This is a genomic window from Pseudomonas sp. FW305-3-2-15-C-LB1 (assembly GCF_058787615.1).
This window is the reverse complement of the sequence record NZ_JBYSZX010000007.1, coordinates 21,749-43,108: the sequence shown is the minus strand read 5'-3', so window position 1 is coordinate 43,108 and position 21,360 is coordinate 21,749. Positions and strand designations below refer to the sequence as shown.

20 protein-coding genes are annotated in these 21,360 nt (G+C 60.6%); 13 read left to right on the top strand and 7 right to left on the bottom strand.

Translation table 11 applies throughout. The annotated features are described in order from the left end of the window. Positions 1-21 precede the first annotated feature (21 nt). Complete coding sequence (locus AC3WP7_RS15535) at positions 22-951, top strand: zinc ABC transporter substrate-binding protein ZnuA (protein ID WP_092241422.1); 930 nt, start codon at positions 22-24, stop codon at positions 949-951. A gap of 66 nt (positions 952-1,017) precedes the next feature. On the opposite strand, the gene AC3WP7_RS15530 is transcribed toward AC3WP7_RS15535, so the two are convergent. Both AC3WP7_RS15530 and AC3WP7_RS15525 read right to left on the bottom strand, forming a co-directional pair. Further along, complete coding sequence (locus AC3WP7_RS15530; protein WP_092241420.1) at positions 1,018-1,971, bottom strand: homoserine kinase; 954 nt, start codon at positions 1,969-1,971, stop codon at positions 1,018-1,020. A gap of 56 nt (positions 1,972-2,027) precedes the next feature. After that, on the bottom strand, positions 2,028-2,318 hold the full coding sequence (locus tag AC3WP7_RS15525; protein WP_071490948.1) for a DUF2782 domain-containing protein: 291 nt from the start codon (positions 2,316-2,318) through the stop codon (positions 2,028-2,030). A 74-nt stretch (positions 2,319-2,392) separates the two neighbouring features. Between AC3WP7_RS15525 and polA the strand changes: the two genes are divergently transcribed. After that, a complete protein-coding gene (gene polA / locus AC3WP7_RS15520; protein WP_102592499.1) occupies positions 2,393-5,170 on the top strand; it encodes a DNA polymerase I in 2,778 nt (925 codons plus the stop codon). Between the two features lie 269 nt (positions 5,171-5,439). Here the strand turns inward: polA and yihA are convergent, their stop codons facing one another. Beyond that, entirely contained in the window at positions 5,440-6,081 is a 642-nt protein-coding gene (gene yihA / locus AC3WP7_RS15515) for a ribosome biogenesis GTP-binding protein YihA/YsxC (RefSeq protein WP_010207832.1), read from the bottom strand. Positions 6,082-6,273: 192 nt separating this feature from the next. Here yihA and AC3WP7_RS15510 point away from each other — a divergent pair, with 192 nt between their 5' ends. The 6 genes from AC3WP7_RS15510 to AC3WP7_RS15485 all read left to right on the top strand — a co-directional run bounded on the left by AC3WP7_RS15510 (position 6,274) and on the right by AC3WP7_RS15485 (position 11,819). Beyond that, the gene (locus AC3WP7_RS15510) at positions 6,274-6,576 is read left to right on the top strand and encodes a c-type cytochrome (RefSeq protein WP_071490950.1); all 303 of its coding nucleotides are present in this window, start codon (positions 6,274-6,276) and stop codon (positions 6,574-6,576) included. Positions 6,577-6,610: 34 nt separating this feature from the next. Beyond that, entirely contained in the window at positions 6,611-7,222 is a 612-nt protein-coding gene (locus tag AC3WP7_RS15505) for a c-type cytochrome (RefSeq protein WP_058424433.1), read from the top strand. Positions 7,223-7,390: 168 nt separating this feature from the next. Next, complete coding sequence (gene dsbA / locus AC3WP7_RS15500) at positions 7,391-8,026, top strand: thiol:disulfide interchange protein DsbA (RefSeq protein ID WP_033899253.1); 636 nt, start codon at positions 7,391-7,393, stop codon at positions 8,024-8,026. Positions 8,027-8,036: 10 nt separating this feature from the next. After that, complete coding sequence (locus AC3WP7_RS15495; RefSeq protein ID WP_058424434.1) at positions 8,037-8,915, top strand: endonuclease/exonuclease/phosphatase family protein; 879 nt, start codon at positions 8,037-8,039, stop codon at positions 8,913-8,915. Then, complete coding sequence (locus AC3WP7_RS15490) at positions 8,912-10,954, top strand: GGDEF domain-containing protein (protein WP_102592498.1); 2,043 nt, start codon at positions 8,912-8,914, stop codon at positions 10,952-10,954. Before AC3WP7_RS15495 ends, AC3WP7_RS15490 begins: the two co-directional genes overlap by 4 nt. Positions 10,955-11,042: 88 nt before the next feature. Beyond that, complete coding sequence (locus tag AC3WP7_RS15485; protein ID WP_093527066.1) at positions 11,043-11,819, top strand: N-acetylmuramoyl-L-alanine amidase; 777 nt, start codon at positions 11,043-11,045, stop codon at positions 11,817-11,819. On the opposite strand, the gene AC3WP7_RS15480 is transcribed toward AC3WP7_RS15485, so the two are convergent. Both AC3WP7_RS15480 and algB read right to left on the bottom strand, forming a co-directional pair. After that, complete coding sequence (locus AC3WP7_RS15480) at positions 11,816-13,603, bottom strand: KinB sensor domain-containing domain (RefSeq protein ID WP_093527064.1); 1,788 nt, start codon at positions 13,601-13,603, stop codon at positions 11,816-11,818. The genes AC3WP7_RS15485 and AC3WP7_RS15480 overlap by 4 nt on opposite strands. Before the next feature lie 10 nt (positions 13,604-13,613). Further along, positions 13,614-14,960 (bottom strand): sigma-54-dependent response regulator transcription factor AlgB, encoded by a 1,347-nt coding sequence (gene algB / locus AC3WP7_RS15475; protein WP_058424438.1) that lies wholly within the window; start codon positions 14,958-14,960, stop codon positions 13,614-13,616. Positions 14,961-15,338: 378 nt separating this feature from the next. Between algB and AC3WP7_RS15470 the strand changes: the two genes are divergently transcribed. The 5 genes from AC3WP7_RS15470 (at position 15,339) to AC3WP7_RS15450 (ending at position 19,720) form a co-directional block, all read left to right on the top strand. After that, complete coding sequence (locus AC3WP7_RS15470; RefSeq protein WP_102592516.1) at positions 15,339-15,623, top strand: hypothetical protein; 285 nt, start codon at positions 15,339-15,341, stop codon at positions 15,621-15,623. A 75-nt stretch (positions 15,624-15,698) separates the two neighbouring features. Beyond that, a complete protein-coding gene (locus AC3WP7_RS15465; protein ID WP_003170804.1) occupies positions 15,699-15,863 on the top strand; it encodes a DUF1328 domain-containing protein in 165 nt (54 codons plus the stop codon). Positions 15,864-15,865: 2 nt separating this feature from the next. Then, on the top strand, positions 15,866-16,333 hold the full coding sequence (locus AC3WP7_RS15460; protein ID WP_102592497.1) for an inhibitor of vertebrate lysozyme family protein: 468 nt from the start codon (positions 15,866-15,868) through the stop codon (positions 16,331-16,333). A gap of 727 nt (positions 16,334-17,060) precedes the next feature. Then, complete coding sequence (gene gltP / locus AC3WP7_RS15455) at positions 17,061-18,392, top strand: glutamate/aspartate:proton symporter GltP (protein ID WP_058424440.1); 1,332 nt, start codon at positions 17,061-17,063, stop codon at positions 18,390-18,392. A gap of 98 nt (positions 18,393-18,490) precedes the next feature. Then, positions 18,491-19,720 (top strand): nucleoside recognition domain-containing protein, encoded by a 1,230-nt coding sequence (locus AC3WP7_RS15450; protein ID WP_071490956.1) that lies wholly within the window; start codon positions 18,491-18,493, stop codon positions 19,718-19,720. 92 nt (positions 19,721-19,812) lie between these two features. On the opposite strand, the gene AC3WP7_RS15445 is transcribed toward AC3WP7_RS15450, so the two are convergent. Both AC3WP7_RS15445 and AC3WP7_RS15440 read right to left on the bottom strand, forming a co-directional pair. Beyond that, positions 19,813-20,424, bottom strand: coding sequence for an ABC-type transport auxiliary lipoprotein family protein (locus AC3WP7_RS15445; RefSeq protein WP_092241404.1), 612 nt, complete (start codon positions 20,422-20,424; stop codon positions 19,813-19,815). Continuing rightward, positions 20,421-21,359, bottom strand: coding sequence for an MlaD family protein (locus AC3WP7_RS15440; protein ID WP_102592496.1), 939 nt, complete (start codon positions 21,357-21,359; stop codon positions 20,421-20,423). Before AC3WP7_RS15440 ends, AC3WP7_RS15445 begins: the two co-directional genes overlap by 4 nt. Position 21,360: the final 1 nt, after the last annotated feature.

The following is a 21,360-nucleotide window of genomic DNA, read 5'->3' as shown; positions in this document are numbered from 1 at the left end:
TACCCGTTCCTACGCCATTGAGTGGTCATCGTGTCCCGACTTTTTCCCGTTTTTGTCGTATTTGTCACCAGTTTGTTCATGGCTGGCGCCGCTCAGGCCGAGGTCAAGGTGTTGACCAGCATCAAGCCGTTGCAGTTGATTGCTGCGGCGGTGCAGGACGGCGTGGCGGTTCCGGAGGTGTTGTTGCCACCGGGCGCGTCGCCGCATAACTATGCGTTGCGACCATCCGACGTACGGCGTGTGCAGTCGGTGGACCTGCTGTACTGGATCGGCCCGGACATGGAGAGTTTCCTGCCGCGCGTGTTGAAAGGTCGTACGGCAACAACGGTAGCAGTGCAGGACCTGCCGGGCATGAAGCTGCGCCGTTTTGCCGAAGATAGCCACTCCCACGCCGATGAAGCCGACGAACATGACCACGATCACCGCCCAGGCAGCCTGGACGCGCACTTGTGGCTGTCCACGATCAACGCACGGGTTATTGCTGCACGCATGGCCACTGACCTGGCTGCTGCCGATCCGGCTAATGCCTCGCGTTACCAGAGCAACGTGAAGGCCTTCGACGAGCGCCTGGATGCCCTGGATGCTCGCCTGAAAGCCCGTCTTGCGCCGATCGATGGCAAGCCCTACTTCGTGTTCCATGAAGCCTTCGATTACTTCGAAGACGCTTATGGGCTCAAGCATGCCGGCGTGTTCAGCGTGGCCGCTGAAGTCCAGCCCGGCGCCCAGCATGTCGCGGCGATGCGTACCCGTTTGCAGGAAGTGGGCAAGACGTGCGTGTTCAGTGAACCGCCGTTGCGTCCGCGCCTGGCTGAAACGCTGGTGGCTGGGTTGCCGGTGAAGTTGGCAGAGTTGGATGCGCTGGGGGGTTATACCCCGGCGACCGCTCAAGGCTACGAGCAAGTGCTGGATAAGTTGGGCAACGACTTGGCGGGTTGCCTGGAATCGCTCTGACAGCAAACGACGACCAAATGTGGGAGGGGGCAAGCCTCCTCCCACACTTTTTGATCTCACAGGCTTTTAGAGGGCAAATGGCAGTTGCACGGTGACCCGCTGACGCTGCATCAGTCGATGCTCGAACTCCGCCGGGTCGTGGATCAGCACATCCTGTCCCGCAAAGGATTCAGCCGCGATCAGGCGTGACAGCCAGAATCGCACACAGGCCACGCGCAACATCGTCGGCCACAGCTCGGCTTCCTTCGCGGTAAACGGCCGCAGCCCTGCATACGCTCCCAGCAAGGCCCTGGCGCGTTGCCCATCAAGCACGCCATCGGCGTCCGAGCACCAGTCATTCAGGGCGATCGCCACGTCGTACAGCATCGGGCCGGAGCAAGCGTTGTAGAAGTCGATCAGGCCGGTGAGGTGCGTGCCTTCGAACATCGCGTTGTCGCGGAACAGGTCGGCGTGCACGTTGGCGCGTGGCAGGGCGAGGATCTCGGCCTTGTGCGCTGCGATCTCGGTCAGAGCATCCTGCAACAGGCGTTGCTGTGCGGCGTTCAGGTGCGAAATCAGTTGCGCGCCTTCACTGAGCATCCAGTCCAGGCCGCGATCGGTCTTGCGCTCGAGGACTCTCTCGCCCTGCGTCGCCAGGTGCAGATGGCCCAGCAGGTCACCGACCTGGGCGCAGTGCTGGGCGTTGGCGTCCTTGATGTGCTTGCCGGCCAGGCGCGGTTGCAGCAGTGCCGGTTTGCCTTTGAGTTCGCGCAAGGCCACGCCGTCGGTGGTGCGCAGGGCGTAGGGCACCGGCAGGTCGGCGTCGTGGAGTACGTCGAGCAGTTCGATGAAGAACGGCATTTGCGCAACCGGGCCACGCTCGACCAGGGTCAGGACAAACTCACCCTGCTCCAGGCTGATAAAGAAATTGGTGTTTTCGCTACCGGCGGCAATCCCCTGGAAGTCGATCAGGCGGCCGAGGCCGTAAGGGGCGAGAAAGGTTTCCAGCTCGGGCCGAGCCAGGGGGGTGAACACAGACATGGTTAAAACTGCCAGTACGGGCGCCGCGGTGCGCGGCGCCAATTGAAGTTAAGAAATCATTTCCATTCGAAGATCTTCCATGACGGGATCAGCATATCCGGCTGGTCAGAACGGATGAAGTTCGCATCGGTTCCGTCCGCGCGCACCAGGAAATAAGGAGGTGCGCCCTTCGGGATGACCTTGATTGCGTAAAGGAAACCGTTCTGGCGGTACTCCTGAATGGTCTTGTCGCCTTCCGTGCGAATGGTCACTTCCGGATCGCCCCCAGGCGCATCGTCTGCCGCCACGGCAGCCATCGGAGCGAGTGCAATCAAGCCAGTCAACAGCAGGCGATTGAATGTACGCATGATAACCTTGTCCCTTTGTCGTCATTGGTCCGGCTATTCTAGCGCCTGACCCGCCGAAAAGGTTGATTCTGCTCATGAGCCAAGCACCCCTCGTCCTGGTGGACGGTTCTTCGTATCTGTACCGTGCCTTCCACGCATTGCCACCGCTGACCACTTCCAAAGGCCTGCCCACCGGCGCGGTCAAGGGCGTGTTGAACATGCTCAAGAGCCTGCGCAAGCAGTACCCGGACAGCCCGTTCGCGGTGGTGTTCGACGCCAAGGGTGGGACCTTTCGCGATGACATGTACGCCGAATACAAGGCCAACCGCCCGAGCATGCCTGATGACATGCGCGTGCAAATCGAGCCGTTGCACCAGAGCGTGATCGCGCTGGGCTTCCCGTTGCTGTGCGTCGAAGGCGTCGAGGCCGACGATGTGATCGGCACCCTGGCGCGCAGCAGTGCGGCGGCTGCCCGCCCCGTGGTGATCTCCACCGGTGACAAGGACATGGCGCAACTGGTCGACGGGCACATTACCTTGGTCAACACCATGACCGGTAGCGCGATGGACATCGAGGGCGTGAAGGAGAAATTCGGTGTCGCTCCCGAGCAGATCATCGACTATCTGGCGCTGATGGGCGATTCGTCCGACAACATTCCGGGTGTTCCGGGTATCGGTCCGAAGACCGCTTCCGGCTTGCTGGTCGGCGTGAACGGCGGCATCAAAGAGCTTTATGAGCAGTTGGATATTGTGCCGACCTTGCCTATCCGAGGCGCCAAGACGTTGCCGGCCAAGCTGGAAGAACATCGGGAGAGTGCTTTTCTTTCCTACCAGTTGGCGACGATCAAGTGCGATGTACCGTTGGATATCGGTCTGGATGATTTGCACCTGATCGAGCCGGATCGCGAGAAGCTGCTGGAGTTGTACACGCTGCTGGAGTTCAAGAGCTGGATTGATGAGGTCCAGCGCGATGCCAAACGCGTGGAACTCAAGGCTGCGCCGGTTGCCGAGCAAGCCGTCGAGGCAGTAGCGCCGGCAGAGGCCACCTACACCACCATCCTCGATCAGGCGACGTTCGACCTTTGGCTGAAGAAGCTCAACGACGCGAAGTTGTTTGCCTTCGACACCGAAACCACCGGTATCGATGCCCAGCAGGCGCAGCTGGTCGGCGTCTCCTTCGCCGTGCAGCCCCATGAAGCGGCCTACATCCCGTTGACCCATTCCTACATCGGCGCGCCGGAGCAGTTGGATCGCGACACCGTCCTGCTGGCTCTGAAACCGCTGCTGGAAGACCCGACCAAGCTCAAAGTCGGCCAGCACGCCAAGTTCGATATGAACATCCTGGCTAACTGCGCTATCGGCGGCGACCCGGCGCAGGGCATTACCGTGCGTGGCATTGCGTTCGACACCATGCTTGAGTCCTATGTGCTGAACTCCACGGCAACCCGTCACGACATGGACAGCCTGGCCAAGAAGTACTTGGACTACGACACTGTTGCTTTCCAGGACATCGCCGGCAAGGGCGCCAAGCAGCTGATCTTCGATCAGATCGCCCTGGAGCAGGCCGGCCCTTATGCGGCGGAAGATGCCGATGTGACCCTGCGTCTGCACCAGGCGTTGTTTGCACAGTTGACGGCCATCCCGAGCCTGGCGAGCGTGCTCACGGATATCGAGATTCCATTGGTGCCGGTGCTGGCCCGTATCGAGCGCCAGGGTGCACTGGTGGACAAGGACCTGCTGGGTATCCAGAGCATCGAGCTGGGCAACAAGATGGTCGAACTGGAGCGCCAGGCCTTCGAGATCGCCGGCGAGGCGTTCAACCTGGGCTCGCCCAAGCAGCTCGGCGCGATTCTTTATGAAAAACTCGGCCTGCCGGTGCTGAAGAAAACCGGCAAGGGCCAGGCCTCCACCGCCGAAGAAGTGCTGGCCAAGCTGGCTGAGGATGACTATCCGCTGCCCAAGGTGCTGATGCAGTACCGCAGCATGAGCAAGCTGAAAAGCACCTACACCGATCGCCTGCCGGAACAGATCAACCCGCGTACCGGACGTATCCACACCTCCTATCACCAGGCGGTGGCGGCGACCGGGCGCTTGTCTTCCAGTGATCCGAACCTGCAGAACATCCCGGTGCGTACCGCCGAAGGGCGGCGGATTCGCCAGGCGTTTGTTGCACCCAAGGGCTACAAGCTGCTGGCGGCGGACTATTCGCAGATCGAGCTGCGGATCATGGCGCACCTGTCCAAGGACGAGGGCTTGATGAACGCCTTCCGTCACAACCTGGATGTGCACACCGCCACGGCGGCCGAGGTGTTCAAGGTTGAGCTGGGCGAGGTCACCTCCGACCAGCGCCGCAGTGCCAAGGCGATCAACTTTGGTCTGATCTACGGCATGGGCGCGCAGAAGCTGGGCAAGGACATCGGCGTCGATACCAAGACGGCCAAGGCCTACATCGATGTGTATTTCGCCCGTTATCCCGGGGTTCGCGAGTACATGGAGCGCACCCGCGCCCAGGCGGCAGATCAAGGCTACGTGGAAACCTTCTTCGGCCGTCGCCTGTACTTGCCCGAGATCAACTCCAACAAGCCCCAGGAGCGCGCGGCCGCTGAACGCACCGCGATCAACGCGCCGATGCAGGGCACGGCGGCCGACATCATCAAGAAAGCCATGGTGTTGGTGGACAACTGGCTGACCGATTCGGGCCTGGATGCCAAGGTGATCCTGCAGGTGCACGATGAATTGGTACTGGAAGTGCGCGAAGATCAGGTGGCGCAGGTCAGCGAAAAGATTCGCGAGCATATGAGTGCGGCCGCGAAGCTGGACGTGCCGCTGCTGGTGGAAGTGGGCGTCGGCAATAACTGGGATGAAGCGCACTGACGTGCGGGCGCTGCCACCGCGCTGTGTGGTGGCAGAGTGCTTTAGTGCGGAAATCGCCGTTGGTTATTTCAAATAGTTTTTCTGACTTGCCGGAACTTAACCCGTGAACTGCTACTCAGAGTTACTGAATGGGTGGTGAAGCCCTTCAATGCTCCTATGTTGTGTTAAGTGTTGGCAGATATCTGGACCCCGCCCTAGCGGTCCGGAACTTGAACCCCGAACTTCCCCTCCCCATACGAAGTCCGGGGTTTTTTTTGCCCGCAGAAAAGTTATTCCGCGAGTTCCGCGCCTTTGTCCGCCAATTCCATCCAACCGGCCAGCACGGTGTAAGCCTCTTCCAGGCCCATGCGCTTTGGTGCAGAGAACAGCTGGATCGTGATCGCGTCGCCCCAGCCCTTACGGATTTCGGACTGCACTTTGAGCAAGGTGTTCTTGGCCGCGCCGTAGGTCAGCTTGTCGGCCTTGGTCAGCAGGATATGCATCGGCATGCCGCTGGCGACCGCCCAATCGAGCATCAACAGGTCGAAATCGGTCATCGGATGGCGGATGTCCATCATCAGAATCAAGCCTTTCAAACTCTCCCGGCCACCCAGGTAAGCCTCCAGGTGACGCTGCCAGTGCAACTTCAGCGGGATAGGTACTTTTGCATAACCGTAACCCGGCAGGTCGACCAGACGCCGATCATCGTCTAGCTTGAAGAAATTGAGGAGTTGCGTGCGGCCCGGGGTTTTCGAGGTGCGCGCCAGGCTCGCGTGAGTCAGGGTGTTCAGCGCGCTGGACTTGCCGGCGTTGGAACGACCGGCAAAGGCGACTTCAAAGCCTTCGTCATCGGGGCATTGGTCAACTTTGGCGGCGCTGAGCATGAACGTGGACTGTTGGCACAGGCCGAGGATGGGATTCTTGAGTTGCATGAGATTTCCGATGTGGGCGGTGCCGAGAAAGGGTGCGGCAAGCGGTGTCGTTTCCGTTTCAGTAGCGCCAGTATATAATGCCGCAGATTTTGTGTGTGCTTTGTCCCAGCGAAGGATGAAGTTCACGGGAGCGATAGACCTTTATTGCGCATTAGAACGCAGAACGCTCTCAAACCCTGAAATGGTCGACGTATGACCAAGTGGTTGCTCGCTATCGGTGCCCTGGTCCCGCTTTACGGCGCTCAGGCTACACAGGATCCGGAAGCGGTGTACAACCGAGTTTGCGTGGCTTGCCATGCCGGCCAGTTGCCCAGCGCCCCCAGACGGGGTGACCAGGCAGCCTGGGCGCCAAGACTGGCGCAGGGCATGGACACGCTGGTGCTACACGTGACCCAGGGTTTCAAGGCAATGCCGCCGCGTGGTTTGTGCATGGACTGCAGTACTGAGGATTACCAGGCCATCATTGAATTGATGGTGAGTAAACCCGGTAGATAACTCTTAAACCCCTTAGCCGTAGTTGGATTAGCTGATGAACAAACTGATCGTGAGTCTGCTGTTGACCTTGGGCATCACCGGTGTTGCCCATGCTGCAGGCGACGCTACAGCGGGCCAGGCGAAAGCCGCCGTATGTGGTGCTTGCCATGGACCGGATGGTAACAGCCCGGCACCGAACTTCCCCAAACTGGCCGGCCAGGGCGAGCGTTACCTGACCAAGCAGATGCAGGATATCAAGTCCGGCAAGCGCACGGTCCTGGAAATGACCGGCTTGTTGACCAACCTCAGCGATCAGGACCTGGCAGACATCGCGGCGTATTTTGCCAGCCAGAAAGGCAGTGTGGGAGCTGCTGATCCGAAACTGGTGGCCCGCGGCGAGAAACTGTTCCGCGGTGGCGACCTGGATAAAGGCCTGCCGGCCTGCACCGGTTGCCATTCGCCCAATGGCGCGGGCATTGCCGCCGCCGGCTTCCCGCACTTGAGTGGCCAGCACGCCACCTACATTGCCAAGCAGCTGACCGATTTCCGTAAGGAAGAGGCCGGGCGCACCAACGATGGCGACGCGGCGATCATGCGCACCATCGCCCGCAAGTTGAGTGACGAGGACATTGCGGCGGTCTCCAGCTACATCCAGGGCCTGCACTGAGGTGCACGCAACGTTAACACTCGATTAATCCCGCGATGCAAGCATAAAAAGGGTGGCCCAGGCCGCCCTTTTTTGTGGCCGGTGCCGTTACACTAACGAACTCATGCCCGCGCGGACCTGTCACAACAAAGGTCGCGTGAGGCGACTTTATTTGTCCAGGAGTAAAGCATGCGTAATCTGATCCTCAGCGCCGCTCTCGTCACTGCCAGCCTCTTCGGCATGACCGCACAAGCCGCCGACGTGCCGCTTGAAGCCGGTAAGACCTACGTTGAATTGGCCAATCCGGTTCCGGTTTCCGAACCCGGCAAGATCGAAGTGGTGGAGTTGTTCTGGTACGGCTGCCCGCATTGCTACGCTTTTGAACCGACCATCAACCCATGGGTTGAAAAACTGCCCAAGGACGTGAACTTCAAGCGCATTCCAGCCATGTTCGGCGGCCCATGGGATGCCCACGGCCAACTGTTCCTGACCCTGGAAGCCATGGGTGTCGAGCACAAAGTCCACAACGCGGTATTCGACGCGATCCAGAAGCAAGGCAAGCGCCTGACCAAGCCGGACGAAATGGCTGACTTCGTGGCCACCCAAGGTGTCGACAAGGACAAGTTCCTGGCCACCTTCAACTCCTTCGCTATCCAGGGCCAGATCAAGCAGGCCAAGGAGCTGGCGCAGAAGTATGGCGTGCAAGGCGTACCGACCATGATCGTCAACGGCAAATACCGTTTCGACCTGGGCACTTCCGGTGGTCCTGAGCAGACCCTCAATGTTGCCGACCAACTGATCGCCAAAGAGCGCGCAGCCAAGTAAGGGGCCCGTCATGCGCCGCTGGGGTACCGAACGTGTGGTTGGCCTGCATGATCCGCAGGTCAATGAACATCACCTGGAGTCCACGGGCCTGCCGGCAGACAGCCGCCTGCGCCTGCTCAGCTTCAATATCCAGGTAGGCATCAGTACCGAGAAGTACCGGCACTACCTCACCCGTGGCTGGCAGCACCTGCTGCCCCATAACGGACGTGCTGGCAACCTGCAAAAGATCGGCAACCTGCTGAACGACTTCGACCTTGTCGCCTTGCAGGAAGCTGATGGCGGCAGCATGCGCTCCGGCTATATAAACCAGGTGGAACACTTGGCCCAGCTGGGTGCCTTCCCCTATTGGTATCAGCAGCTCAACCGTAACCTCGGGCGCCTGGCGCAGCACAGCAATGGTGTGCTCAGTCGCTTGAAGCCCTCAGTCATCGAAGATCACCCGTTACCCGGACCCAAGGGGCGGGGTGCGATCCTCGTGCGCTTTGGCGAAGGCCCGGAGGCCTTGGTGGTCGTGATGATGCACCTGGCACTGGGCGCCCGCACTCGCACGATGCAACTGGCTTACATCCGCGAGCTTATTGGCAATTACAAACACCAGGTGCTGATGGGGGACATGAATACCCACGCCAGCGACCTGTTGCAGAATTCTCCGTTGCGCGACCTCGGCCTACTGGCGCCGCAAGCCGAAGCCACGTTTCCCAGTTGGCGCCCGCAACGCTGCCTTGACCATATCCTGCTCAGTCCTACCCTCACACTCGAGAGTGTGCAGGTGCTGGCGCAGCCCATCTCCGATCACCTGCCGGTCGCGGTAGAGATTCGTCTGCCGGGTTCGCTCACGGCTGATGCATTACCCGCGTTGAGCCCTGGCCCCCGCGGACCCCTTGCATGAGCGACGACGCCCAGCGCTGGAAAGAGAAATACCTCAAGAGCATCGAGCAACAGGAAAAACTCGAACGCCGCTGGGCTGCCCGCCTCGACCTGCTGCGCCGTGGACTGGTGCGCAGCACGCTGGCGGCTGAGGGCACTGACCGCGCCGTCGACCAATGCATGAAGGAAATGCGCGACGTCGTCCGTACCGATGATATGGACGCCGCCCTCGCCGCCTTGCTGCCGCGCCTGGAAAAAGCCGTGCTGGATTCGGAGCAGCGCCGCGAAACCCGGGTCGACCAGATCAGCACCGCGCTGACTTCCCTGGTCACGCAACTACAGAAACTTCCATTGCCCCGTGAGGTGGCCCGGCCGCTGAAGACGTTCGCCAAGCAGTTGGACGGCCGCGTCGGCCAGGCGCGAGAGATCCCGCTGTTGCTCAGCGAGTTGAGCGGCCTGCAGGGCCAGGCACTGAACAACCTGGAGCCGGACGGCGAAACCGCGCGACCAGGCCCTGGGCTTTTGCAGCGCCTGTTCGGCGCCAAGGACATTGCGAACGAAGCGGTGGCGGACGAATCGACCCCCCGACCGGCCCCGCAGCCTGCGGCGACCAAGCCAGTCGCTGTCGAGCCACAGCCGTCCGAGCAATCCGAGGAGCTGACGCAAGCGTTGCGTGCCTTTGCGCCGCAGCCTCAAGAAACCGCCGCTCCGGTCATCGAGCCCGTAGCCCCCGCCCAGGAGGCCGAGCCCTCCAGCGAAACCTTCGTTTATGAAACCCCGCCTCGAGCCGACGCTATTGAAACACCCGGAGCGCGTGTCGAGCCCAAGCCTCAAGACGAAGAACCCGCACCGGAAAGCGCCCTCGCAGCCTTAATCGAAACGCCTGAAGTTCAGGTCGAGACCCCGGATGAGACCACCATTGGCAGCTTGTCGCTTCCACCGGTGCTAGAAGAGCTTGATCCTGACGAATTGCAAGCGGATGGAGCCTATGCCCTGCCCGACTCGCCAGAACCGTCCTACAGCTCCGTGGCCAAGCACATCGAAGACACTCTGCTCGGCCTGCTCGAAGAACTCTCGTTGCCCGAACGTCACCGACCCCAGGCCGAAGCCATGCGCGAGCGCCTGGCCCATGGTTTGAACTGGTACGAACTGCTGCCGATCCTCGACGATCTGGCAGTCTTGATGCTGGCGATCACCGACAGCGGCCAGCATGAGTTCGAGGCTTACCTCAAGCAGCTCAACGAACGGCTCGAGGCGTTTCAGGGTCACTTGCAAGTCGCCAGCGAGGGGCATGCCGACAGCCGCTCCGCCGCCCGTGAGCTGGACACACAGATCCGCGAACAGGTCGATGGCCTGCAAAGCAGCGTGCAGGAAGCTGCCGACCTGGACAGCCTCAAGCACGTGTTGGAAAGTCACCTTGAGGGCCTGCTCGGTACCATGGATGAGCATCAGCAGCAGCGCGACCTGCGCGAGCAGGAGACGGCGGCACGCCTCAAAGGTCTGGCTGAGCGGGTTGCCAACATGGAGCAGGAAGCCCAGGGCTATCGCGAGCACCTGGAGGTGCAGCGCCAGAAGGCGTTGATCGATCCGCTCACGGGCCTGCCCAATCGTGCCGCCTGGAGCGAGCGCCTCGATTATGAGGTAAACACCTGGCACCAGCACGGCAACAACCTGTCGTTGGCGATGCTGGACCTGGATCACTTCAAGCGTATCAACGATGGCTACGGCCACCTCGCCGGCGACAAGGTGCTGAAGATCATCGCCAACGTGCTGCGCAAGCGCCTGCGCCCGACCGACTTTATCGCGCGCTTTGGTGGTGAAGAGTTTGTCTTGCTGATGCCCGACTCATCCCTGGCGGATGCCCTGGCCGTGGGCGAGGTGTTGCGTGCGGCGATTGAAGCGTGCCCGTTTCACTTCAAGGGCGAGCCGGTGACGATCACCGTGTCCATGGGCGTGGCGCAGTTCCAGCCGGGAGAGCGCAGTGATCTTGCGCTCAAGCGTGCCGATGAAGCGTTGTATCGGGCCAAGGCCGCGGGGCGCAACCAGGTACAGGCTGCCTGAAAAATGTTCCATTTTGTGATTTGACCGCTGGCTTGCGATCGGTACGTTACACTGTTGCATTATCGTCTTCTGCGTAACGTCTACCGCCATGAAATCCTTGTACTTCGCTTTTGTGTTCCTTGTGCTCGCAGGCTGTGCCAGCGGCCCTCGCCTAAACACCAATCACCCCTCGGTGAACCACGACAACCGCGTGCAGTTCGTAGTCGTGCATTACACCTCGACCAACCTTGAACGTTCCCTGGCACTGCTCACCCATGGTCAGGTCAGCAGCCATTACCTGATCGGCGACGACGCCTCGGCCACGATCTACAAGCTGGTGGACGAGAGCCAGCGCGCCTGGCACGCGGGGGAAAGCGAGTGGATGGGCCGCACCTGGCTCAACTCCAGCTCCATTGGCATCGAGATCGTGAACCCAGGCTACAAGGACACACCTACGGGCCGCTTGTGGTACCCCTACTCAGAGGCGCAGGTGAAGTCCCTGGTGGTGTTGCTCAAGGATATCAGCAAGCGCAACGGTATCGACCCCAAGAATATTATTGGTCACAGCGATATCGCGCCGTTGCGCAAGCTCGACCCAGGCCCGCTGTTCCCCTGGAAGCGGCTGGCCGCCGAAGGGTTGGGCGTTTGGCCGGATGCGCAGGCCGTTGCGCGCTTTCAGGTGCAATACGCCGCCGAGCTGCCAAGCATCACCTGGTTCCAGGAAGAGCTGGCCCGCCTGGGCTACCAGACGCCCCAGACCGGCGAGTTGGATGTCGCCACGCGCCATGTGATCGCGGCGTTCCAGATGCATTTCCGGCCGTCGCTGTTCGATGGCACACCGGATGCAGAAAGTGCAGCCATTCTGCGTGCGTTGAACCGAAGCTAGAGCGGCAGCGCCATATAGAACTGAGTGCCCTGCCCCGGTCGTGAGTACACGCCCATGCGACCACCGTGCAATTGCACGATTTCCTTGCACAGCGCCAGCCCCAGGCCGGCGCCGCCTTTCTTGCGGCCCACCTGGACAAAGGGTTCGAAGATCCGCCCCTGCTGCCCGTAGGCGATGCCCTCGCCGTTATCCTCGACGCTGACGATCACCCGCTCGCCATGGCGCCGTGCCTGCAGGCGTATCTGCCCGCCCGCGGGAGTGTGGCGCAGCGCGTTGCCCAGTAGATTGTCGAGCACCCGCTCGAGTTGCACCTGGTCTGCATACAGCCGAGGCAGGTCGGATTGGGCTTCTACCAGCAGTTCGATATCTTGCGCGTTGGCGGGCTCGGCGAAGCGTGCGCGAGCGTGTTCGAGAAGATCGGTGACGTCGCACGGCCCCAGCGTGAGTTTTTGCAGGCCGTTCTGGTAGCGTGAGAAGTTGAGCAGGTCGTTGATCAACTGCATCAGGCGCTGCATCTCTTCATTGACGGTATCCAGCAAGTCCGCTTCGCGGGACTCCGCCGGGAACTTCGCACGTTCGCGGAAGAGTCCGAAGGCCATATGCATGCCGGTCACCGGCGTACGCAGTTCATGGGAAGCGCGCAGTACGAACTCGCTGCGCACCCGCTCGAAGGCGCGTTGTTCAGTCACGTCATGCAGCACCATCACTGCGCCGAGAATATGTCCCTGGGTATGGCTGACCGGGGTCAGGCTGTAGGTCAGCAGGCGCAGTTCGCCCTCGACCTCCACTTCCAGATCCTCCGGCGCCCGCTCTAGGTTGCCGCCGCGCAGCACCAGGTGCAGTTGCTCATCCAGCTCCGGACGCGACAAGGCTTCGCCCAGGCCTTGGCCGAGGCGCTCCTCGTCCCAGCCCAGTTGGCGCTGAGCCACGGGGTTGAGATGCTCCAGGCGGCCTTGGCGGTCAATCATCAGCAAGCCATCGTCGATGCTGTCGAGCACAGCCTGCAAGCGCTGTTGGCCGGCCAGCAGTTCATCCACATTGGTCGCCTGATGCTGGCGCAGAGCTTCGGCCATGATGCCGAAGCGGCGGGTCAGCTGGTTCATTTCTGCTGCCGAGGAGATTGGCAGCGTCACCTCGAAATCCCCTTGTCCGATCTTGTCTGCCGCTTTGGCCAGCGCTTCGATCGGTCCGCCAAAACGCCGCGCGATGCCATGGGCTGTCACAAACCCGATGATCAGCACGGCAAGCCCCACCAACCCCAGTAATCCGGCGACCAATAACGCGCGTTCGCGGGACTTGTGCTCGCTGTTGCTGATGTTTTCCAAAGCCTGCTTGTGTTCGGCGATCAGGCCATTGCGCAGCGTGTTGAAGGTGTCGGTGAGTTTGTCCTTGGCGCCGGGCGGCGGCGTCGGTTGCTGGGATTCATCAAAGGCCTCCAGCAGCGCCTGATATTGGCCTCGGGCCTGACTGAAGCCCGTCCCGCGACCGTCGCGCTGTTCATGGGCAATGCCTTGATCCAGCAGGTCGAAGTAGCGCCGTTCCGAGGATTGCAGCGCCTCGGGGTCCGGCCGGTCTTCCAGCATCATGATCAATTGATCGCCCAGGCTCTGGCGTAGCTTGAGGCCCAGGTCCAGGGTGACGAAGTTGCTGCGAATCAGGGACTCCTGGGTCTTGGCCATTTGCATGACACTTACCAGGCCCAGGATCAAACCCAGCAGGGCAACGGTAATCAGCGCTGAGATGCTCAGGAATAATCGAGTGCGCAACTTCATCGCTAACTTCATAGAGTACAGCTCACAGGTTGTACTGTTTGCGTTTGCGGTACAGGGTCGACGCGTCGATGCCGAGGGTGCGGGCCGCCTGGTCCAGGGTATCGCTGGTGGCAAGCACTGCGCCGATGTGGGCTTTCTCCAACTGGTCCAGACTGAGTGCCGCGCCAATGCGTGGAGCATTGTTGCTAGGTTGTTCGGCCATGCCCAGGTGGCTGATTTCCACCTTCTCCTGCGGGCAAATGATGCTGGCGCGCTCCACCACGTTACGCAGTTCGCGAATGTTGCCCGGCCAGCGGTAGTTGAGCAGCGCTTCGCGCGCTTCATCGCTGAAACCGCGTGCTGGTCGGGCATATTCCTTGACGAAGCGCGCCAGGAACCGGTCGGCCAGGGTCAGGATGTCTTCACTGCGCTCGCGCAACGGTGGCAGATGCAAGGTGATTACATTGAGGCGGTACAGCAAGTCTTCACGGAAGCGGCCGTCACGCACCATGTCTTCCAGGTTCAGGTTGGTGGCGGCGAGGATGCGCACATCGGCACGGCGGGTGACAGGGTCGCCCACGCGCTCGTACTCCTTGTCCTGGATAAACCGCAGTAACTTGGGTTGCAAGGTGAGGGGAAAGTCGCCGATCTCGTCGAGAAACAGCGTGCCGCCGTCCGCTTGGTTGACGCGGCCCAGGGTGCTTTCACTGGCGCCGGTAAACGCCCCTCGGCTATGGCCGAACAGCTCGCTTTCCATCAGCTCTGCCGTCAAAGAAGGGCAGTTGATGGTCACGCAGGATTTCTTCGAACGCTTGCTCCAGCCGTGAATCGCGCGGGCCAGTTCGCCTTTACCCGTGCCGGACTCGCCAAGGATCAGGATGTTCGCATCTGTCCCAGCCACCTGGCGCGCCGTTTCCAGCACCACCATCATTGACGGGCTGTGAGAGTCGAGGCCGTCTTTCGGCTGGCGCACTTCGCCCTCCAGGGCTTCGAGCCGAGCAGACAGTTGGCGCACTTCCAACTGCTTGGCGGTGGCCAGGCGCAGTTGATCGGGGCTGCAGGGTTTTACCAGGTAGTCAGCGGCGCCGGCCTGGATAGCATCGACGGCGGTATCGACTGCCGAATGGGCGGTGACGATCACCACGCGCATCCAGGGCGCCTGGATTCGCATCTGGGCCAGCACATCCAGGCCATTGTCTTCGCCCAGGCGCAAGTCCAGGAAGCACAGGTCGAATACCTGGCGTTGCATCAAGGCGTCGGCCTGGGCCGCGCTGTTCGCAGTGGCGACGGTGTAGCCTTCATCTTCCAGGCAATAACGGAAGGTGCGGAGGATCGCAGACTCATCGTCCACTAAAAGAATGCGGCCTTGAAGTTCCTTGGCTGATTCCATCTGTCCCGCGCTCCTTAAACTATGAATGATGGTGTTTAGTCCCGGAATAATCGGGCAAGTTGCATGGTTTATTCTGATCGATAAATAGCAGTGTCGTGCAGGTATCTGCATCACTTCCTACAAAGCCCCGTCTGATGCTGTTTTCATGCCGTCTTGCCACTTCGGCAACACCCTCTTCGTTTTCTATCCCTCGACCCGACCGCTGGCCATCGTGCATTTCGCACGGCATCCACGGGGGCATCGTGCAGGATGCTGGAGGGTGCATGAGTCTTTAGTTCATAACCATCTGATTTTATTGGGTTTTATTTTGTAAAAAAACTGGCACGCGCTCTGCAATAGCTCTTCCAACGAATAATCAAAATGCGGGAGAACAACAGCATGACTCGCCAAAGCCTCAGCCAACTGCGTGTATCGCCACTGCGCTTGCAGCAAGGCCTGTTTGCCAGCCTGGCCCTGATGGTCACGCTGATCGGTGGCCAGCAGTTGCAACATTGGCAGCAGAGTCAGCCGCAGATCCCCCAGTTTGAACGTCCGTCCATGACCCAGACCCATTTCCGTTCCGTTGGCAGTGTTGCTGCCGATGCAACAGCCCCGCAACTGCGGATGGTTGACCAGGAGTCTTCCCTGAGTGAGCTGCCATCCCAGGAGCGTTGGGTGTTCTAGGCACCAAAAGGCCACTTTCGTGGCCGCAAAGCACTACCGCTGTTACCTCTATAAAGAAGCATAAGGAGAATCACCATGTTGAGTTGGGCAATCACATTTCTGATCATCGCCATTGTGGCTGCAGTCCTGGGCTTCGGTGGTATCGCGGGCACTGCCACGGGTATCGCAAAAATTCTGTTTGTGGTGTTCCTGGTGATGTTCATCGCTTCCTTCTTCTTTGGTCGTCGCGGCCGAGGCTGAAAATGACCACTTTGTCCTTCAAAGCCATTACTGTCGCCCTGCTACTGGGCGGCAGCGGCTTGGCGATGGCTGCCAACGACGGCCAGTCCCGAGCCAACGAATTGCTCAGCGCGGACCCGCAATACCGTGAGACCTGGCAAGGCGTGGTGAAGAAAGAAGAGCGCCTGCCGGAATGGGTGATGAACCTGTCCGGCACCGCTGAGCAAATGAATGCCGTGGAAGAAGATGGCGACAAGTATCTGGTCGGGCCGCTCTGCGAAACTGCGGACACCTGCCTGAACAAGCGCCTGATCGTTGCCTTCAGCCTCGACAAGGAAGATGCCTACGCCATGTTGGTGGAAGTCCCGGCCGGTCTGCCGAAGGACAAGTCGCCAACGCGGCACGCCGATTACCGTTTTATCGGTAAACCGGATGAAGGCATGCAGAAGCTGCTGATGGAGCAGCTGAAGAAAGATCCGAATTGGTACTAGGTTCCGTCTGACACGCGTGTTGTCTGCGGGGCCGGCGTCCATAGAAGGAAGCCCTCGCTTCTTTCTGTTTGCACCGCTCGCCAAGGGCGGTGCATGACCAAGGGGCCGGGTTGCTCTGATCACCTGCGATCGGCGCGACCTACGGGTACAGGGAGTGCCTGCGCAAGGGCCGGGTCAGGCGAAAAGCTGCGACGCAGGTTCACAAGCCATCGGCTTGCTGAACTTGCGGCGGGCTTTAACGCTCCTTCTTCCGTTGTTCATGCCGCCCTTAGTCGCAAATCACCTTTCTGCTCATCTCCAAACATTACTTAGTGTGTCGGGTAGACCATCTATCGATAAATTTTGGTGGGTGCCATAGGACATTTCCGACACTAAATGATGGAATTCTCAGGCATTTCCGCCAGGTCCCCGGAGACGTCCCGAATCTCTGAGCGAGCCGGGTTTGGCCGGTTCACGGCATTTTTGTCGGACAAAATGTCACATTTGAACTGACCGTTCGGACAGTTATTATTAAAAAATCTCATGCCGATTCGGCATAGGGTAGGCGTTTACGGCATTAGACGTCGAACCCTTGCATGGGAATAGTTGCGCCTTTTTTCGCCTGCCAGTAAGCCATTTCGGCCATGCTGCGGTGACCTTCCATGGAGGCAGATGCACACACTTTTTCGCTCTCGAGCGTTGCGGCTGGCGCATTTGCCTTAAGTTCACTTGAAGTAAGGGTAATGACATGAAGAAGGCAAAGCTAAGCCTCGCCTGGCAGATCCTCATCGGTTTGGTGCTGGGGATCGCAATCGGTGCAGTGCTTAACCATTTCAGTGCTGAAAAAGCCTGGTGGATCAGCAACGTATTGCAGCCAGCGGGCGATATCTTTATCCGCCTGATCAAGATGATCGTGATCCCGATTGTGATTTCCTCGCTGATCGTCGGCATTGCCGGTGTGGGTGATGCGAAGAAACTCGGGCGCATCGGCGTCAAAACCATCCTTTACTTCGAAATCGTCACCACCATCGCCATCGTGGTCGGCCTGCTGCTGGCCAACCTGTTCCACCCGGGCGCGGGTATCGACATGAGTACCCTGGGTACCGTCGACATCTCCAAGTACACCGCCACCGCCGCCGAAGTGCAGCATGAGCATGCGTTTATCCAGACCATCCTCAACCTGATCCCGTCGAACATCTTCGCCGCCGTCGCCCGTGGCGAGATGCTGCCGATCATCTTCTTCTCGGTGCTGTTCGGCCTTGGCTTGTCGAGCCTCAAGCCTGAGCTGCGTGAGCCGCTGGTGACCATGTTCCAGGGCGTGTCCGAGAGCATGTTCAAAGTCACTCACATGATCATGAAGTACGCCCCCATCGGGGTCTTCGCACTGATCGCGGTGACCGTTGCCAACTTCGGCTTTGCCTCGCTGCTGCCGCTGGCCAAGCTGGTGATCCTGGTTTACGTCGCCATCCTGTTCTTCGCTTTCGTGATCCTCGGCCTGATTGCCCGCCTGTTCGGCTTCTCGGTGATCAAGCTGATGCGCATCTTCAAGGATGAGCTGGTACTGGCCTACTCCACCGCCAGTTCCGAGACCGTGCTGCCGCGTGTGATCGAGAAGATGGAAGCCTACGGCGCGCCGAAAGCCATCTGCAGTTTCGTGGTGCCGACCGGTTACTCGTTCAACCTCGACGGTTCGACCCTGTACCAGAGCATCGCGGCGATCTTCATTGCCCAGCTGTATGGCATCGACCTGTCGATCGGCCAGCAACTGATGCTGGTGCTGACCCTGATGGTCACCTCCAAAGGCATCGCTGGCGTACCGGGTGTGTCCTTCGTGGTGCTGCTGGCCACCCTGGGCAGCGTGGGCATTCCGCTGGAAGGCCTGGCGTTCATCGCCGGTGTCGACCGCATCATGGACATGGCGCGTACTGCCCTGAACGTGATCGGCAATGCCTTGGCCGTGCTGGTGATCTCCCGTTGGGAAGGCATGTACGACGACGCCAAGGGCGAGCGCTACTGGAACTCGCTGCCGCATTGGCGCACCAAGACCGCCGCACCGGTCGCCCAGGCCACCCGCAGCTGATAGCGTGACGGCTTAAAGACAAACCCCGGAAAATTCCGGGGTTTGTCGTTTCTGCCGGCCCCGCTATCATTCGTCCCATTCTTCGGGGGATTCAACTGATGCTCAATGGCCTGTGGCTTGGCTTCTTTGTCGTGGCAATGGTGTCGGCACTGGCGCAATGGCTGGTCGGCGGTAACGCCGGGATATTCGCGGCAATGGTCGAAAGCATTTTCGCCATGGCCAAATTGTCGGTGGAAGTCATGGTGCTGTTGTTCGGCACCCTGACGCTGTGGCTGGGTTTTCTGCGCATCGCAGAGAAAGCCGGGATCGTCGATTGGCTGGCCAAGGCCCTCGGCCCGCTGTTCCGCCGTTTGATGCCGGAAGTGCCCGCCGGCCACCCGGCCATCGGCTTGATCACCCTCAACTTTGCCGCCAACGGCCTGGGCCTGGATAACGCCGCCACCCCCATCGGGCTCAAGGCGATGAAGGCCTTGCAGGAACTCAACCCCATCCCCAACACCGCCAGTAACGCGCAGATCCTGTTCCTGGTGCTCAACGCGTCTTCATTGACGCTGTTGCCGGTAACCATCTTCATGTACCGCGCCCAGCAAGGCGCGGCGGACCCGACGCTGGTGTTCCTGCCGATCCTGCTCGCAACCAGTGCATCCACGCTGGTGGGGCTGCTCTCGGTGGCAATCATGCAGCGCCTGCGGCTGTGGGACCCGGTGGTGCTGGCGTACCTGGTCCCCGGTGCGCTGGTCTTGGGTGGTTTCATGGCGTTGTTGGCGACGCTCTCCGCCACGGCGCTGGCCGGGCTGTCCTCGATCCTTGGCAACCTCACCTTGTTCGGCCTGATCATGCTGTTCCTGGTGATCGGTGCGCTGCGCAAGGTCAAGGTCTACGAGGCGTTTGTCGAAGGCGCCAAGGAAGGCTTCGACGTGGCGAAGAACCTGCTGCCGTACCTGGTGGCGATGCTCTGCGCCGTGGGGGTGTTGCGAGCGTCGGGCGCGTTGGACTTCGGCCTTGAAGGCATACGCCATGTGGTCGCCTGGACGGGCATGGACACGCGCTTTGTCGATGCCTTGCCGACCGCGATGGTCAAGCCGTTCTCCGGCAGTGCCGCGCGGGCGATGTTGATCGAGACCATGCAGACCCAGGGCGTGGACAGCTTCCCTGCACTGGTCGCGGCGACGATCCAGGGCAGTACCGAGACCACTTTCTATGTGTTGGCGGTGTATTTCGGCTCGGTGGGCATCCAGCGCGCGCGGCACGCCGTGGGCTGTGCGTTGCTGGCGGAGTTGGCCGGCGTCGTTGCGGCGATTGCGGTGTGCTATTGGTTCTTTGGTTAAGGCTCGGATTGCTATCGGGGGCAAGCCCCCTCCCACAGGTTGATCTGTGAACACATTCAAATGTGGGAGGGGGCTTGCCCCCGATGAGGCCCTCAGTGTTTAGCTGCACTATTGCCTTGCTGAACAACCCAATCCACCACCTGCTTATTCAACTGATCCCCCGCCTGCCCAAACCCGGCGACCACCGCCGGCACCTTGGTGTCGCTCACCGGCTGCCTCACCTCAAACCGTCGGCTGGCCACGATCCGTTGATCACTGCCGCGTACCAGCCGCGCATCCAGGCGAATCACCACCTCTACCGCACCGCCGTGATATTCACTCTGGAACGCCTGCAATTGCCCACCCAGTTCGTAGTCGGACTGCAGGTTGGTGTCATCGGTGCTCAGCAGCGTCACCCGGCCATCACGCTGGAAGCCGTCCATGAAGCGGTTGCGCAACAGCACCGGCGCCGGATCGCTCCAGCGCGAGTTCGCATAGCTGCTGATCAGGTCGCCAGTGGGCACCACGGCAATGCGCGGGCTGTCGAGAAACTCGCTGGTCTGCGGCTTGTTCACACGCAGTGACCAGCTGACCGGCGCGCCCTGGCTGGCGGTCTGCGCCGCGGCAAGGCGATACACATCCGAAGGGTCGGCCTTGGGCAGAATCGAACACGCGCTCACCAGCGCCAGGGCCAAAGGGGCGATCATTGTGTAAGCACGCTTCATGGCGTGAACTCCTTGTTCTTGTCGCTGCCCAGCAAGTAACCGCTGGGGTTGGCTTCCAGGCGGCGGGAGATGGCGCGCAGCGAACCGAGGGTTTCGCGCAGCTCGCGCACGGCCGGCGCCAGTTCGTTGAGGCCTTGCATGCCGCTGTTCACCGAGTCCTTGTTGTTGGTCAGCAAGGTGTTGATGGTCGCGGTGCTTTGTTCAAGAGATTTCATGGCCTGCTCGGCGCTGCCGAAGGCCTGCTTGCCTTGTTCGTTGAGCAAGCCATTGGCGTTGCGCATGAGCACGGTGGTCTGTTCCAGCGCCGCAGTCGCCTGCTTGCTCACCTGCATCAGTTGCTGCATCACCACCTTGATATCGCCGCGCTGGTCGGCAATCGCGCCGGTGGTTTGCTGCAGGTTCTCCAGGGTGTTGCTCAGGCGTTCGACGTTCTCGCGGGAGAACATGTGATTGGCGTTGTGCAACAGCAGGTTGACGCTGGTCATCAGGTCGTTGCTGTTGTTGAGCAAGCGCGCGATGGGCGATGGCGAGGCGATGATCTGCGGCAGGTTGCCGTCCTTGCCCTTGAGCTCGGGACTCTGCGGGGTGCCGCCACTGAGCTGGATGATCGAGGTACCGGTGATACCGGTCAGGGCGAGCTTGGCCTGGGTGTCTTCCTTGATCGGCGTCTGCCCGGCCAGGCGGATGCGCGCGAGCACGCGGCGCGGGTCCTTGGGGTCCAGGCTCAGGCTGATCACGTCGCCCACCTTGATCCCGCTGTACTGCACCGAGCTGCCCTGGGACAGGCCGCTGACCGCCTCGTTGAAGATCACTTCGAAGTCCTGGAAGGCGCTGTCGACGCTGGACTTGGCCAGCCACAGGCCGAACAGCATCGCGCCGACCACCACGATCACACTGAACAGACCGATCATCACATGATGGGCTCGGGTTTCCATG

Excerpts from the sequence above, each read along its gene's own strand:
- AC3WP7_RS15530 (WP_092241420.1), bottom strand. The coding sequence starts at position 1,971 with ATGTCTGTGTTCACCCCCCTGGCTCGGCCCGAGCTGGAAACCTTTCTC.
- AC3WP7_RS15525 (WP_071490948.1), bottom strand. The coding sequence starts at position 2,318 with ATGCGTACATTCAATCGCCTGCTGTTGACTGGCTTGATTGCACTCGCT.
- polA (WP_102592499.1), top strand. The coding sequence starts at position 2,393 with ATGAGCCAAGCACCCCTCGTCCTGGTGGACGGTTCTTCGTATCTGTAC.
- yihA (WP_010207832.1), bottom strand. The coding sequence starts at position 6,081 with ATGCAACTCAAGAATCCCATCCTCGGCCTGTGCCAACAGTCCACGTTC.
- AC3WP7_RS15510 (WP_071490950.1), top strand. The coding sequence starts at position 6,274 with ATGACCAAGTGGTTGCTCGCTATCGGTGCCCTGGTCCCGCTTTACGGC.
- AC3WP7_RS15505 (WP_058424433.1), top strand. The coding sequence starts at position 6,611 with ATGAACAAACTGATCGTGAGTCTGCTGTTGACCTTGGGCATCACCGGT.
- dsbA (WP_033899253.1), top strand. The coding sequence starts at position 7,391 with ATGCGTAATCTGATCCTCAGCGCCGCTCTCGTCACTGCCAGCCTCTTC.
- AC3WP7_RS15495 (WP_058424434.1), top strand. The coding sequence starts at position 8,037 with ATGCGCCGCTGGGGTACCGAACGTGTGGTTGGCCTGCATGATCCGCAG.
- AC3WP7_RS15490 (WP_102592498.1), top strand. The coding sequence starts at position 8,912 with ATGAGCGACGACGCCCAGCGCTGGAAAGAGAAATACCTCAAGAGCATC.
- AC3WP7_RS15485 (WP_093527066.1), top strand. The coding sequence starts at position 11,043 with ATGAAATCCTTGTACTTCGCTTTTGTGTTCCTTGTGCTCGCAGGCTGT.
- AC3WP7_RS15480 (WP_093527064.1), bottom strand. The coding sequence starts at position 13,603 with ATGAAGTTAGCGATGAAGTTGCGCACTCGATTATTCCTGAGCATCTCA.
- algB (WP_058424438.1), bottom strand. The coding sequence starts at position 14,960 with ATGGAATCAGCCAAGGAACTTCAAGGCCGCATTCTTTTAGTGGACGAT.
- AC3WP7_RS15470 (WP_102592516.1), top strand. The coding sequence starts at position 15,339 with ATGACTCGCCAAAGCCTCAGCCAACTGCGTGTATCGCCACTGCGCTTG.
- AC3WP7_RS15465 (WP_003170804.1), top strand. The coding sequence starts at position 15,699 with ATGTTGAGTTGGGCAATCACATTTCTGATCATCGCCATTGTGGCTGCA.
- AC3WP7_RS15460 (WP_102592497.1), top strand. The coding sequence starts at position 15,866 with ATGACCACTTTGTCCTTCAAAGCCATTACTGTCGCCCTGCTACTGGGC.
- gltP (WP_058424440.1), top strand. The coding sequence starts at position 17,061 with ATGAAGAAGGCAAAGCTAAGCCTCGCCTGGCAGATCCTCATCGGTTTG.
- AC3WP7_RS15450 (WP_071490956.1), top strand. The coding sequence starts at position 18,491 with ATGCTCAATGGCCTGTGGCTTGGCTTCTTTGTCGTGGCAATGGTGTCG.
- AC3WP7_RS15445 (WP_092241404.1), bottom strand. The coding sequence starts at position 20,424 with ATGAAGCGTGCTTACACAATGATCGCCCCTTTGGCCCTGGCGCTGGTG.
- AC3WP7_RS15440 (WP_102592496.1), bottom strand. The coding sequence starts at position 21,359 with ATGGAAACCCGAGCCCATCATGTGATGATCGGTCTGTTCAGTGTGATC.